Genomic DNA, 13789 nt, shown 5'->3' with positions numbered 1-13789 from the left:
GGCGGGCCGAACGGGCCGGCGCCTTGCCCCGCGAACCGCCGCGCGAGCTGGCGTTTGACCTGCTCGAACGCGCTCCGGATCGGCCGGCGGTCTTGTTAGCCATGACCGCAAGCCTAGTCGCATATGCCCCACAATCACCATCTGCCACACGGGTCACAAGACGGTATCAAAAGACACTTAGCCATACGAACCGAATCTTCGCGGATTTCACCTAAAGTGGACACTCGTCCAGTTTCTGCACTCATCGAGGAGTTCCGCACCTATGCCTGTTGTCGTCGTCGCCACCATGAAGGCCAAGCCCGAGTCCGTCGACGCCGTCCGTGAGGCCTGCACCAAGGCCATCGCAGCGGTGCACGAGGAGCCGGGTTGCCAGTTGTATTCGCTGCACGAGGCCGACGGCACCTTCGTGTTCATCGAGCAGTGGGCCGACGCCGACGCACTCAAGACACACAGCACCGCCCCCGCGATCGGCACCCTGTTCGGGACCGTCGGCGAGCTGCTCGACGGCGCCCCCGACATCAAGATGCTGCAGCCCGTCGTGGCCGGCGACCCGGCCAAGGGCCAGCTGCGGGCCTGATGAGCGCTGGCGCGAAGAACCAGCACCGATGAGCGCGGACACACCCCTGGCCGGCAAGGTCGCCTTCATCACCGGCGCCGCGCGCGGCCAGGGCCGGGCGGAGGCCATCCGGCTGGCCTCCGACGGAGCCGACATCATCGCGATCGACCTGTGCGATCAGATCGGCTCGGTCGCCTACCCCCTGGCTACCGCCGACGATCTGACCGCCACCGTCAAGCTTGTCGAGGAGACCGGCGCCCGTATCGTCGCCCACCGGGCCGACGTCCGCGACGAGGAGACCTTGCGGGCCGCACTGCAGGACGGGGTGGACCGTCTCGGCCGGCTCGACATCGTGGTTGCCAATGCCGAGATCGCACCGATGCAGTCGGGTGCTGACGGCTGGCGTGACGTCATCGACGTGAACCTGACCGGCGTGCACAACACCGTCGAGGTAGCGATGCCGATCATGGTCGACCAGGGCGAGGGCGGATCGATCGTCTTGATCAGCTCGGCGGCCGGCCTGATCGGCGTCGGTGGCGGCGATCGCGGTTCGCTCGGCTACACCGCCGCCAAACACGGCGTGGTGGGACTGATGCGCGCCTACGCCAATCACCTTGCACCGCACAGCATCCGGGTCAACTCCATCCACCCCACCGGGGTGGACACGCCGATGATCAACAATGAATTCACCCGGTCATGGCTCAAACACGTTGCCGAAGAGCTCAAGGCCCCCACCGATTTCGGAAATGCACTGCCGGTACAGGTCGTGCAGGTCGAGGATGTCGCCAACGCCGTGGCCTGGCTGGTGTCGGACCAGGCGCGCTACATCACCGGGGTGACGCTTCCGGTGGATGCGGGCATGGTCAACAAACGCTGATCGAGCTGTACGCCGAACGCGTCAGCAGGCAACCAGAGCGTCGAGTTCGGCGGCGTCGACACCGGCCAGTCGCCGGTGCATGGCCTTGGCGATGCGCCCGGCCTGGAGCTTGGCCCGCTCGGCATGCGGCCCTTGGTACAGCTCGTCGACGGTTTCGGTCCACAAGGTCAGCCACCGAACGAAGTGCGCGGCCGACAACGGATGGCGGGCGTGCAGCTCTCGGTGCGCCACCAGGGCGCTGCGCTGATAGAGCCCGGCCCGGAACAACACCGTCTCCCAGAAATCACACATGACGGGTAGGTGGGAGCGCAGCCCCTTGGCCCTCAGCTCGGCGAACGACTCGGAGAGCACCGGGTCGGACAGAGCTTTGCCGTAGAACCGCCACAACAGCAGTTCGATATCGTCGCGGCCCATCAGGTCTTCAACCATCGGGACAGACACCTCCCAGGGCGTCAGCCCTAGTTTCTACAAGTCGTTGTTGTATAAACTCTAGCCATGATCGCCGCGATCGGGAAGCGTCGAGTCGACGTGTTGAGCACGTTGAAGGCCTCGGCCGTGCCGATGACCATCGCCCAGATCGCCGCCAGACTCGACGTTCACAGCAACACCGTGCGGTTTCACCTCGAGCACTTGGAGGAATGCGGGCAGGTCGAACGTGTCCAACCTCACCACCGCGGCCCCGGTCGGCCTCCGCAGCTGTATCGGGCGGTACGCCGGATGGACCCGGCCGGACCGACTCAGTACCGAATGCTGGCCGAGATCCTCGCCAAGGGACTGGCCGCCGATGACGATCCCGCGGCCAAGGCCCGGGAGATGGGGCGGGCCTGGGGACGGACGATGGCGCCGGCGTCGACGGACTCCCCCGTGCAGGCTCTGGTGCAGATGTTGGACGACATCGGCTTCGCGCCGGACCCACCGGTGGACCGCCAACTCCGGCTGCGCCACTGCCCGTTCCTCGAACTCGCCCAGACGCGCGCCTCCGTCGTGTGCCCGATCCATCTCGGGTTGATGCAGGGCGCCTTGGAACGCTGGCAGACACCTGGCCGGCCCCAGCTGACCGTGGGCCGATTGGAGGCATTCGTCGAGCCGGACCTGTGCCTGGCTCACCTCGAGAACGGAGCTACCCGATGAACGCCGCCCATGCTGCCGCTGTCGCGGTCACCTTCTGCTGGCTGGGCATGGTGCTGGCGATCTCGTTCATCGAGGCACCGCTGAAGTTTCGGGCGCCAGGGGTGACGCTGCAAATCGGACTCGGAATCGGACGATTGGTGTTCCGCGCGCTCAATACCGTGGAGAGCGTTTTCGCCGTGGCGATCATCGTGGCGCTCGCCGTGCACCGCCCATCGGTTGCGGCCATCACGGCCTTCACGGTGGCCATCGTGGCATTGGGCCTACAGCTGATTACCGTGCGACCCAAGCTGACTCAGCGCTCCGATGCGGTGTTGGCGGTCGCCCCGGGACAAGAAGCCGCCGGACGCTCCCGGGTGCACTATGTTTACGTCGCCTTCGAACTCATCAAGGTGATCGCCCTGCTGGCCGGCGGGATCCTGCTACTGGCCGGCTGACACCGGGCTCGGCGTATCGACCCGAACCCGGCTAGATCTCGATGACGGTCGGCACGATCATCGGCTGGCGCCGGTAGGTCTCGCCCACCCACTTGCCGACGGTCCGCCGGACGGCCTGAGCGATCCGGGTCGGGTCCGTGATGTTATCGGCGGCAAGGCTTTCCAGTTCTCGCTCGACGTTGCGGGCGACCGGCTCCAGCGCCTTCGGGTCCTCGGAGAAGCCGCGGGAATGCAAATGGGCCGGGCCCGCGGGCTTTCCGGTCCCCCGATGCACCACCACCGTCACCGCCACGAAACCCGAAGACAGGATGAGACGTTCACCCAAGGTGGCGTCACCGACGTCGCCGGTGATGAGCCCGTCGACGAACATCTTGCCGACGGTCACCGCACCGGAGATCGACGCCTTGCCGGCCACCAGGTCCACGCTCACGCCGTTCTCGGCCAACACGATGTTCTCCGGCGGCACCCCGGTGCTGGCGGCCAGTGCCGCGTTGGCCCGCATGTGCCGCCAGGTGCCGTGTACCGGCATGACGTTGCGGGGACGGACCCCGTTGTAGAGGAACAGCAGCTCGCCCGCATAGGCATGACCCGAAACATGTACGCGTGCTTGGGCATTGGTGACGACGCGAGCACCGATCTTGGCCAGTGCGTCGATGACGCCGTAGACCGCTTCCTCGTTGCCCGGGATCAGCGAGGAGGACAGGATGATCAGATCGCCCGCGGTCAGCGTGATGCTGCGGTGCTCACCGCGCGACATCCGCGACAGTGCGGCCATCGGCTCACCCTGGGTGCCGGTGGTGATCAGGACGACCTTCTCGGCCGGCATCATCTCGGCCGCACCGATGTCGAGGATGTCGGAGTCCGCGACGCGCAGGTAGCCCAGTTCGCGGGCGATGCCCATGTTGCGCACCATCGATCGGCCGACGAACGAGACCCGCCGCCCCAACGCCACCGCGGCGTCAACGATCTGTTGCACGCGGTCGACGTTCGACGCGAAGCAGGCCACGATCACCCGGCCCTCGGCACCGCGGATCAGCCGGTGCAGGGTCGGACCGACCTCGCTCTCGGACGGGCTGACGCCAGGGTGCTCGGAATTGGTCGAGTCACACAGGAACAGGTCCACACCGGCGTCACCCAGACGCGACATACCCGGCAGGTCGGTCGGGCGTCCGTCGAGCGGTTGTTGGTCGAGCTTGATGTCACCGGTGTGCAGCACGGTCCCGGCGCCGGTGTGGATCGCAACCGCCAGACACCCCGGAATGGAGTGGTTGACCGCGAAGTATTCGCACTCGAAGACGCCGTGCTGGCTGCTCTGCCGCTCGGCGACCTCCACGACCACCGGTTTGATGCGGTGCTCGCGGCATTTCTCGCGGATCAGCGCGATGGTGAACTTGGAGCCCACCACCGGGATGTCGGGCCGCAGTTTGAGCAGGAACGGGATAGCCCCGATGTGGTCCTCGTGGGCGTGGGTGACGATGAGGGCTTCGACATCCTCGAGACGGTCCTCGACGTGACGCAGATCGGGCAGGATCAGGTCGACTCCGGGCTCGTCGTGCCCGGGGAAGAGCACCCCGCAATCCACGATGAGCAGGCGGCCGAGGTGCTCGAACACCGTCATGTTGCGGCCGATTTCGCTGATGCCGCCCAGCGCGGTGACTCGCAGACCACCGGGGGCCAGGGGCTTGGGGGGTGCGAGTTCGGCGGTCACTATCGCAACACCGCTGCCGCACGCATATCGGCGGCCAGCGCCTCGATTTCGTCGGGGGTGGCCGGGATCTGCGGCAACCGGGGCTGACCGGCGTCGAATCCCTGCAACCGCAGACCTTCCTTGGACAAGGTCACACCGCCGAGCCGGGCCTGCGCGGCCGCCAGCGGAGCCAGCGACACGTTGATCTTGCGGGCCGTCGCGATATCGCCGGAGTTGAACGCGGTCAACATGTCCCGCAACTGGCCGGCAGCCAGATGCCCCCAGACGCTGACGAAGCCGACGGCACCCATGGCCAGCCAGGGCAGGTTCAGCGCGTCGTCGCCCGAGTAGTAGACGAGGCCGGTCTCGGCGATGATCTGACCACCGCCGTGCAGATCGCCCTTGGCGTCCTTCACCCCGACGATGTTGGGGTGGGCGGCCAGGGTCCGGATGGTGTCCCAGGCAATCGGGATCGAGGACCGCGGCGGGATGTCGTAGAGCAGGTTCGGCAGATCGGTGGCGTCGGCGACGGCCGTGAAGTGCGCGACCAGACCGGCCTGCGGCGGGCGCGAGTAGTACGGCGTCACCACCAACAGGGCGTGGGCTCCCTCGGCGGCGCAGGCCTTGGCCAGGTGCACGCTGTGCGCGGTGTCGTAGCTGCCGGCGCCGGCGACGATGCGCGCCCGGTCCCCGACGGCCTCCAGCACCGTACGCAACAGCGCGAGCTTCTCGTCATCGGTGGTGGTCGGCGATTCGCCGGTGGTACCGGAGAGCACGAGGCCATCGCAGCCGGCGTCGACCAGGCGATTCGCCAGGCGGGCGGCGGTATCGAGATCCAGCGAGCCGTCGGGCTTGAACGGGGTTGCCATTGCGGTCAACACCGTGCCCAGCTGGGCTGTTACATCGATTCCGCTCGTACTCACGCGCCAAGATTACCCGGTGGTCTCAAGCCTCCGTGGCCGTGTACCCGGGCCACTTCGTCAAGCCTCCGTGGCCAAGGGAGACGTTGCCACCTCACTACCATCCGCCAGCGTGTAAATCTCGAAATCGGAGAACACCGCGGGCGCAGCGTCGACGAGCTCCCGCAGGCAGGCGATCGCCAGCCGGCGGATCTCCACATCGGCGTGTTCACTGGCCCGCATCGCGATGAAATGACGCCAGGCGCGGTAGTTGCCGGTGACCACGATCCTGGTCTCGGTGGCGTTCGGCAGCACCGCCCGGGCGGCCTGTCGGGCCTGTTTGCGACGCAGTACCGCATTGGGCTGATCGGCGAACTTGGCTTCCAGGCGGGCCAGCAGTTCGGTGTAGGTGGCGCGGCTGGCGTCGGCGGCCGCGGTGAAGATCTCCACCAACTCGGGGTCGTCCTCGAAACCGGGCGGTACCACCACCTCGGCATCGTTCTCCGGAACGTAGCGCTGCGAGAGCTGCGAGTAGGAGAAATGCCGGTGCCGGATCAGCTCGTGGGTGGCCGACCGGGAGACGCCGCTGATGTAGAAGGACACCGACGCGTGCTCGAGCACCGAGAAGTGGCCGACGTCGATGATGTGGCGGATGTAATCGGCGTTGGTCGCCGTCTTCGGATTCGGCTTCGACCAACTCTGGTAACACGCCCGGCCGGCGAACTCGGTGAGCGCAGGCCCACCCTCGGCGTCGGTGCTCCACGGCACGTCAGGCGGGGCCTGAAACTCGGTCTTGGCGATCAGCTGCACCCGCAGCGGCGCGATCTCGGCCACTTGCCCACCCTACTGTCGAGCGTTCGTCCCACCGAACCGATGTGGCCTCACGGGTAGAGGGTCGCGACCCATGGTTGATTGCAGAACTGCTGTGCCGCGGTCGCCGGATCGACACCGGCGGCTTTCATCGAGGCCATCCGGGTGGCCCGGGCACCGGGCGGATAGTCCTCATCGCTGATCGTGCAGTCGGTGTTTCCGTTGCGAATCCATTCACGGGTGTCGTCGGGCCTCTTCGGCCATTCCGGGACCTGCACGTCGAGTACGACCGCTTCGGCGAGGTTGTCGCCGTCCCACCGGTACAGGGTGACGACTCCCGCGCCCGCGCCGGCATGCGCGTAGTTGCCGAAGAACCCCTCGGGCGTTCGGTAGAACGTACGAAAGCCGAACAGTTCACCTGCCCGCACGAAGCGCTTGGGCTGACCGGTCGGCCGCCACACCGCCATCGGTTCGCCACCCGTCCCGCCCCGGCCGGTGACCACCAGCAGGACGGGGGTCCCGCTCTGATCGATGTCCTGCAGCAGCGGGGCCACCCCGGTCTGGCCTATCTCATCGGTGGGTTCGCGGAATTCCTGGACGGTGGTGTCGCCGTTTCGCACACTGAACGACCACGCCGGGTCGCTGGACACGGTGATGGTCGAGTGATCGTCGAGAGCAAGTGTGCAGCGGATGTTTTGGGCGTCCAAGGCTAGTTCGAACGAGATCGACGCGGTGGCACATGCGGGCAACGCCTGTGGTTGCGCCGTCGTCGCGGCAATCGAGCTCGTCGCCGGCACCTCGGGTGCGGAATGCTGTGGCGTGCATCCGCCTAGCAGCAGTGCCACCGAAGCGACGGCGGCCCAACCCCATCCCCGGATCTGCATCGTTCGATCGTATTGCCGCGGATGCCGTTACGACCTCGCCATTTTCTCCGCCAAGATGGGGACAGACTTCTGGCTTCATCCAGCGTGGGGGACACAAATGTCGTGGTCGGTGCGGGTCGGATTGTTCTCGGCAGTGGCGGTGCTGGCCGCGAGTTGCTCGACGACAACCTCGACGACAGAAGCCACGCCGCCGTCGACTTCGACACCAGCGCCTCAGGCACTCTCCCGCGCGGAGGCCATCACCTGGGCTCGCGGCATCGATCCGTGCGCGTTGATCGCGCGCGACCGGCTCGCGGCGCTGGGAACAGTGAATGCGGTCGGAACCTCCGCATCCTCGACGTCATGCGCGGCGCACGTCGATGACGGCACCGAACGCGGGATCACCGTGGATTGGGCAATCGCCTTCGTGCCCACCGATTTCCAGACCTCGTCCGCCGGAACGCTCGAGAACATCGACGGGCGCCAGGTCCGCCGGACAGATGTGGCCGCCGCGTTCGATCCCGCCGTACGTGAGCAGATGGTCGAAAGCGCGTGCACGTACGACGTCGCCTTCGAGAATGAGATCGCGGTCCGGATGCGTCTGTCGATGGAGCGAGACCGCGACGCGTGCGCAGCNGACTGGAAAGACCAGTCGCTCACCTCGTGCTTCTTCACTGTCGACGGCACCGAGATCTTGCTGACGTTCGACCATCAGCGGACAGAGCTCGTTTCCACCGGTGCCGATCCGACGAAATTCGGGAAGCACAGCGGCTATCGGAAGGCCTACGACGGAACGACGTTTGCCGGCGCGATCATCGGCGAGGAGTTCGACGGCGTCTTCGCCGGCCGAGTCAGTCGACTTGTCCCCGCCGTCGACGTCAACGGCGACGACTCCGCGGTGGTATCCGACGTGATGACCGCGGTGCTGAATCAGCTTCCGATCTGACCGTGATCCGGGCCCGGGCTCCTACAATCACCTGATGTCCCGCGCCGTCCGGTTCGCGCGTGTGCACCGTGGCGGTCCGCGGTGCTGATCGGTGTGACGGCGGCGCTGCTCGCCTGCGCCGGATACGGAACCGCGTCGGTGCTGCAGTCGTACGCCGCGAGCCGCTCCGTCGCGGCAGCGGGCGCCACCGCAGACAGCGGTCCCACCTTGCGCTCGACGATCACCGCCATGCTCGCTCCCATCTTCATCGCGGGAATCGCGCTGGATCTGTTCGGTTTTGTGGGCAGCCTGGTCTCCGCCAGGCTGATCCCGTTGTTCCTGTCGCAGACCATCATCAGCGCCAACCTCGTCGTCACGGCGGTGTTGAGTATCTTCGTGCTTCATGTCCGGCTCCACCGGCGCGACTGGGTCGCCATCGCGACAGTCCTTGTGGCACTGTGCATCCTGGGCGCCACCTCCGGCCGTCTGGGTGACCGTGATCCGGGCTCGGTCATGCATTGGGGCGTCCTGGTGGTATCGGCGACCATCCTGGGTCTCGGGGTGATGTTGGTCCGGTTGCTCGGCAAGCACGCGGCCGTGCCCGCCGGGTTGATCGCCGGCGTGCTCTACGGGGCGATGGCCGTCGCCATCCGAGTGGTCGACGGACTGGAGCCCCTCGATGTCGGGGTCTTGCTCGCCGACCCGGCGATGTGGGCCGTGCTGGTGGCCGGGCTCGGCGGCTTCTACCTGTTCACCGTGGCACTGCAGGTCGGGTCGGTGAACGGCGTGGCCGCGGCACTCGTGGTGGGCGAAACCGTGGTTCCCGGCATCGTCGGTGTGGTGCTGCTGGGTGATGTGTCGCGGCCGGGTTACGGCTGGCTCGTGGTGATCGCCTTCATCGCGGCCGTCGCTGGCGCCGTCGCGCTCGCCCTGTCCGGCGCCGCCGAGTACCGGTCCCAGAACTCCCGTGGGCGCGAGAAGCCGGAAGAATACGGCTCAGTCCGGCTACTGCGGCCGATACCGGAACACAACCTGCCGGCCGGGGCGATCGGGACAGTCGTGATGGACCACACCAAGTATGGCCACCGCGGCCTCCCACCCGCCTACGAGGTGGAGTTCATGGATTCCCACGGCCACACCGAAGCGGTCGTCACCGTGTCCGAGGAGTTCCTCGAAGTCATCTAGCGCCGGGGCGGCTGTTGCCGCCACCCCGATGAAGTATCGAAACCCTTTGCGCCTCTGCGTGCTTGCCGCCAGACACCGTAGCTCGATGGCACCAAGCTTGAGGTACCGGCCGGCGGGGTACCCACTGCGGGCGTCGATATCACCGCGACGCAAGGCATCTCCGCAGTACCGAACGAACGTGATCACGAGAGGAACGACCGTGCACTACGAGATCTTGGATCTGGTCCGCGAACGCGCCAACGAGAAGGACTGGGACCTGATCTTCGACAGCGGCCCGAACTCCGAATACCGCACGATGGTGTGGGAACATCCCCTGCTCAGCGCGACGGGCGTGGCGGCAGAACTGGAGATCGCCTTCAGTCCGGACGGCCGAATCATCTTCTCCGAGCGGCGCCGGGATGGCATCGCCCACACGTGCGTCGCGTCCACCGATGCCTTCTCGACCGACATCTGTCTCGAGGCGTTGCGGATGATCTGATCCGCAACCCGGCGCCGAACCGAGCGATCCGCCTCCGCGCCGAGAAGTTTGCTGCCATCCTGATTAACCATGGGCGACTTTGGGGTTGTCGGCGCATGGGTCATATTGGCGGTCGTGGTCGTCGGCGCGGTGCTGTTGGCCGTCGGCACCGTGCTGTTGGCCAGCCGCGTCATCGCCCGCGACACGCGACCCGAGCACAACTCGGTGTTGTCGCCGTTCCTCACGGTGGTCGGCCTCGTCTACGGTGCGCTGCTCGGGTTCACCGTGGTGGTCGGCTGGCAGCAGTACCTCTCGGCTGAGACCAACGTCTCCAACGAGGCCTCGACGTTGGTCACCATGTATCGCCAGACCGTGGCCATGCCCCAGCCGGAGCAGGCGCAGATCCGTGAACAACTCCGCAGATACGCAGCAGCGGTACAGGGCCCGGAATGGGGCAGGGAAGAGTTCGGCCCGATCAGCAACAACGGCAGGCACGCGCTCACCGAGATGTATCGCATCGTCGGCTCCTCAAAGCCTGACGGCATGGCGAGCACGATCAACAGTCAGTTCCTCACCCAACTGGCCACCCTGACCTCGGACCGCAGTGCCCGGATCCTCAATTCGAGTCCACGGATACCCACCCTGCTGTGGTGCACCTTGATCTTCGGCAGCCTGGTCCTGATCAGCCTCGCCAGCTTCATGCGTCTGGCGAACAACCGCGCCCACATGATCCTGGTGAGCACCGTGACGGTTCTGCTGGCCCTGCTGCTCTTCCTGGTCTTCATGCTGGACCATCCGTATGGGCCGATAGGTGTTACCCCGCACCGGTTCTCACACGCCGTGATGGTGTTCGACCTGATCGACCAGGGAACCTGACCGGAACGCGCGGTGTCGCTGCGCGTCGGTTTCGACCGTAGGGCTGTTGTTCGACGATGTCCACGACCCAGCCGTCGAAAGCGGCGTGCGGCCCGGGCCAAAAACACCTCTTGACTCAATTACGTGACACATCGTAATTTAACGGTGTGTCCTCAATCACAGGCCCTGGCCGGCCGCGTGACCCCCAAACTCAGCGCGACATCATGCGCGCCACCCGCGACCTGCTGGCACGTGACGGCTACGACCAACTGTCCATCGAGGCCATCGCCCGCGCGGCCGGTGTCAGCCGGCCGACCATCTACCGGCGTTGGCCCTCAAAGGCGCACCTGGTCTTCGACGCCGCGTTCGAGCAACCGCCGGGCGGCGAACTCCTCTCGGTAACAGAAGATTTCGAGACCGACGTGCGCGCCTTCGCCGCCGCGGTACTCACCTTCTGGCTTGATCCCGTGGTCGAGGCCGCCGCACTCGGCATCCTCACCGAACGTCGCCGCAACCCCGAACTGCACATCCGGACCCAGCAACTGCTCGACGAGCGGACCAAGGACGCCTTCCGCGCACTGGTCTCCTCCGGCATCGAGCAAGGCCGAGTCCATCCCGATGTCGACGTCGACATGGTCTACCAGGCCGTGATCGGCACCGCGTTCTACACCGCACACATGGAACCGGATGTCGATGTGGACGCCACCGCAGATCGACTGTGCTCCTTGCTGATCGAAGGAGCCGGACGTAACCACCCCCGAAGGAAGGACCAACCATGACCGACAGGGCCGAACTGTCCGCCGCGTTCAACGGGCTGCTCGACGAGGTGCGAGGGATCGAGCAGAAGCTGCTCGACGCCGACCCCGCGCTCAGCGAACCCGACCTGCTGGACGGGTACCGGCTGGCGTTCAGCGTGCTGCGGGTCAGCGTCGACGCCTACGTGTGGGGTGACCGCGACAAACCGATCCTGGTCGACGTCATCAGCCCCTACCTCAAATGGGGTGGCGACAACTCCGACGCCTTCTATCAGCTCGCACCGCTGGACCCGGCGCGCACCTACCGGGTCACCGGCAACCGCGGCGACGCGGTGTACCTGTCGATGACGGTCTACGGCGGACCCGGTGAAGGCCGCTACAGCGACCGCATCGTCGGCACCATCAACAACCGCGACCTCGAGTTCGACGAGGACGGCAACTTCGAGTTCGTCATGAGCCCCGACCCCCAGCCGGGCGCCTGGCTCAAGCTCGACGCGGACACCGAATTCGCCCTGACCCGTGACTATCTCAACAACCCCGACACTGATCGGCGGCCGACGTGGCGGATCGAGACGCTGAACCCGCCGGCCCGACGCTCCGACAGCGCGGCCGAGCTCGCCCGCCGCTTCCGGTACGCAAAGAACTGGCTGCACGAACAGGTTTCCTTCCTGCCCACCAAGGTGGAACCCGCCAATCAGCTGCACCCACCGTTCCCGGTCCCCCAGAACGCCTACGGGTGGTCGGCCGCCGACGCCGCCTACGCGATGGGCGCCTACGAACTCGAACCGGATCAGGCCCTGATCATCGAGGGCACCTCACCGGAGTGCGTGTTCTGGAACCTGTGCCTGTGGAATCCGTTCCTGCACACCTACGACTACACCCACGAGCGCGTCACCATCAACGGCGCCCACGTCACCTACGAACCCGACGGCTCCTGGCGCATCGTCATCAGCGACAAGGATCCCGGCCACCCGAACTGGGTCTCGACGGCCGGGCGGCGCAAGGGCCTGATCTGGTTGCGCTGGTTCCTGCCCGACGAGACCCCGGCGCACCCGCAGTGCCGCGTGGTCGACGTCGCCGAGGTCGCGGCCCGGTGACCACGAACCTGCAACGCCCGGGGCCGATCCGGTTCGACGATCTGGCCGACCCGGTCTATCCGCCTGCAGCCCAACCCATCCGGGACGGATTGGCCGCCTACGGCGCCGGCCTGGAGTTGACGCCGGAGGTGCTGCTGGCCACCGCGACCGAGCGGTCGGGGCTGGACGATTTCGGCGACCCGGCGTTCCGGGAGCGTCTCGACGTGCTCTGCACCGCGCTGCGCGACGAGGCGACGCTGTCGGACACCGGCCGGGCCATGGCGTTCGAGCAGCTGGCCGGCAACCTGGTCAACCGCCTGCGACTGGAGGCACTGATCGCCGAGCATCCCGAGATCGAGGCGATCGAGATCGAGCGGCCGATCATCATCTGCGGCCTGCCCCGTACCGGCACCACGCATCTGCACAATCTGCTCGCCGCGGATCCGTCGCTGCGCTACCTGCCGTACTGGGAGAGCCTCGAACCGCTGCCCGCCCCCGGCGAAGACACCCCGGCACCCCGTCAGGATCGCTGTGCCACCGGTCTGGAAATAGTGAACGCCTCGATGCCGGAGTTCCGGCGGATGCACGACATGACCGTCGAGCACGCGCACGAGGAGATTCAGCTGCTGGCCAACGACATCTCCGGCATGCTGTTCGAAACCACCTACTACGTACCGAGTTTCGCCGCTCACTACAAGGCGCACGGCCAGGCACCGTCCTATGCCTATGTCAAACGCAGCCTGCAGGCGATGCAATGGCTGCGCGGCGGCACCCGGTGGGTGCTCAAGTCACCTCAGCACCTGGAACAGTTCCCGACGCTGGCCGCCACCTTCCCGGATGCGACTTTTGTTGTCACGCATCGTGATCCGGTCGAAGTGACGCTGTCAATGATGACGATGATCTGTTACGCGACCCGGATGGCGGTGGATCGTCCCGACGTCGCGAAGCTGACCGGGCACTGGCTGGGCCGTATCGACGACCTGCTTGCCGGCTGCATCCGCGATCGTGAGGTGCTGCCCGCCGGGCAGTCCATCGATGTCCGGTTCGACGACTTCATGGCCGACGAGCGGGGCACCCTGGCCGACATCTACCGACTCGCCGACCAACCGTTCGGCGATGACGTGCGGGCGGCGATGAGCGATTTCCTCACCGAGCACCCGCGCGGCCGCTACGGGGGCGTCATCTACGACGCAGCGGATCTGCACCTCGATCCGGCCGCCCTGGCCGAACGTTTCCGGGGGTACCGCGAGCGGTTCCTGAGCTAGACGCCTGCTGCCGG

General features: G+C 66.5%; 15 protein-coding genes. 10 read left to right on the top strand and 5 right to left on the bottom strand.

Going from position 1 to position 13789, the window contains the following annotated elements; translation table 11 throughout:
* The first annotated feature begins 262 nt into the window (after positions 1-262).
* Positions 263-577: a putative quinol monooxygenase gene (locus tag BN4332_RS01625; protein WP_066896714.1), complete on the top strand. Its 315-nt coding sequence runs from the start codon at positions 263-265 to the stop codon at positions 575-577.
* A 28-nt stretch (positions 578-605) separates the two neighbouring features.
* Complete coding sequence (locus tag BN4332_RS01620) at positions 606-1433, top strand: mycofactocin-coupled SDR family oxidoreductase (RefSeq protein WP_066896710.1); 828 nt, start codon at positions 606-608, stop codon at positions 1431-1433.
* 21 nt (positions 1434-1454) lie between these two features.
* Here the strand turns inward: BN4332_RS01620 and BN4332_RS01615 are convergent, their stop codons facing one another.
* Positions 1455-1862, bottom strand: coding sequence for a group III truncated hemoglobin (locus BN4332_RS01615; protein ID WP_084459140.1), 408 nt, complete (start codon positions 1860-1862; stop codon positions 1455-1457).
* Positions 1863-1928: 66 nt separating this feature from the next.
* Here BN4332_RS01615 and BN4332_RS01610 point away from each other — a divergent pair, with 66 nt between their 5' ends.
* Positions 1929-2564, top strand: a complete 636-nt coding sequence (locus tag BN4332_RS01610; RefSeq protein WP_066896704.1) for a helix-turn-helix transcriptional regulator — start codon at positions 1929-1931, stop codon at positions 2562-2564.
* Complete coding sequence (locus tag BN4332_RS01605; protein ID WP_066896701.1) at positions 2561-2998, top strand: hypothetical protein; 438 nt, start codon at positions 2561-2563, stop codon at positions 2996-2998. The genes BN4332_RS01610 and BN4332_RS01605 overlap by 4 nt, the downstream gene beginning before the upstream one ends.
* Before the next feature lie 31 nt (positions 2999-3029).
* On the opposite strand, the gene BN4332_RS01600 is transcribed toward BN4332_RS01605, so the two are convergent.
* The 4 genes from BN4332_RS01600 to BN4332_RS01585 form a co-directional block, all read right to left on the bottom strand.
* Positions 3030-4706 (bottom strand): ribonuclease J, encoded by a 1677-nt coding sequence (locus tag BN4332_RS01600; RefSeq protein WP_066896698.1) that lies wholly within the window; start codon positions 4704-4706, stop codon positions 3030-3032.
* The gene (gene dapA / locus BN4332_RS01595) at positions 4706-5554 is read right to left on the bottom strand and encodes a 4-hydroxy-tetrahydrodipicolinate synthase (RefSeq protein ID WP_235654222.1); all 849 of its coding nucleotides are present in this window, start codon (positions 5552-5554) and stop codon (positions 4706-4708) included. The genes BN4332_RS01600 and dapA overlap by 1 nt, the downstream gene beginning before the upstream one ends.
* A 111-nt stretch (positions 5555-5665) precedes the next feature.
* Positions 5666-6418, bottom strand: a complete 753-nt coding sequence (gene thyX / locus BN4332_RS01590) for an FAD-dependent thymidylate synthase (protein WP_066896691.1) — start codon at positions 6416-6418, stop codon at positions 5666-5668.
* Between the two features lie 47 nt (positions 6419-6465).
* Entirely contained in the window at positions 6466-7278 is an 813-nt protein-coding gene (locus tag BN4332_RS01585) for a hypothetical protein (protein WP_066896688.1), read from the bottom strand.
* A 1006-nt stretch (positions 7279-8284) separates the two neighbouring features.
* On the opposite strand from BN4332_RS01585, the gene BN4332_RS01575 reads away from it, so the two are divergent.
* The 6 genes from BN4332_RS01575 (at position 8285) to BN4332_RS01550 (ending at position 13775) form a co-directional block, all read left to right on the top strand.
* Positions 8285-9367 carry a DUF4926 domain-containing protein gene (locus BN4332_RS01575; protein WP_084459137.1) on the top strand — a complete coding sequence of 361 codons (1083 nt, stop codon included), beginning with the start codon at positions 8285-8287 and terminating at the stop codon, positions 9365-9367.
* A 178-nt stretch (positions 9368-9545) separates the two neighbouring features.
* Positions 9546-9845: a hypothetical protein gene (locus tag BN4332_RS01570; protein ID WP_235653992.1), complete on the top strand. Its 300-nt coding sequence runs from the start codon at positions 9546-9548 to the stop codon at positions 9843-9845.
* 69 nt (positions 9846-9914) lie between these two features.
* Positions 9915-10700 (top strand): bestrophin-like domain, encoded by a 786-nt coding sequence (locus BN4332_RS01565; protein ID WP_066896679.1) that lies wholly within the window; start codon positions 9915-9917, stop codon positions 10698-10700.
* A 146-nt stretch (positions 10701-10846) separates the two neighbouring features.
* On the top strand, positions 10847-11458 hold the full coding sequence (locus BN4332_RS01560) for a TetR/AcrR family transcriptional regulator (protein ID WP_066896677.1): 612 nt from the start codon (positions 10847-10849) through the stop codon (positions 11456-11458).
* Positions 11455-12531, top strand: a complete 1077-nt coding sequence (locus BN4332_RS01555) for a DUF1214 domain-containing protein (RefSeq protein WP_066896674.1) — start codon at positions 11455-11457, stop codon at positions 12529-12531. Before BN4332_RS01560 ends, BN4332_RS01555 begins: the two co-directional genes overlap by 4 nt.
* The gene (locus BN4332_RS01550) at positions 12528-13775 is read left to right on the top strand and encodes a sulfotransferase family protein (RefSeq protein ID WP_066896671.1); all 1248 of its coding nucleotides are present in this window, start codon (positions 12528-12530) and stop codon (positions 13773-13775) included. The genes BN4332_RS01555 and BN4332_RS01550 overlap by 4 nt, the downstream gene beginning before the upstream one ends.
* Positions 13776-13789 lie beyond the last annotated feature (14 nt).

It is taken from the genome of Mycolicibacterium houstonense, assembly GCF_900078665.2.
In the GTDB taxonomy this organism is placed as follows: Bacteria; Actinomycetota; Actinomycetes; order Mycobacteriales; family Mycobacteriaceae; genus Mycobacterium; species Mycobacterium houstonense.
This window is presented reverse-complemented; position numbering and strand designations above follow the sequence as displayed.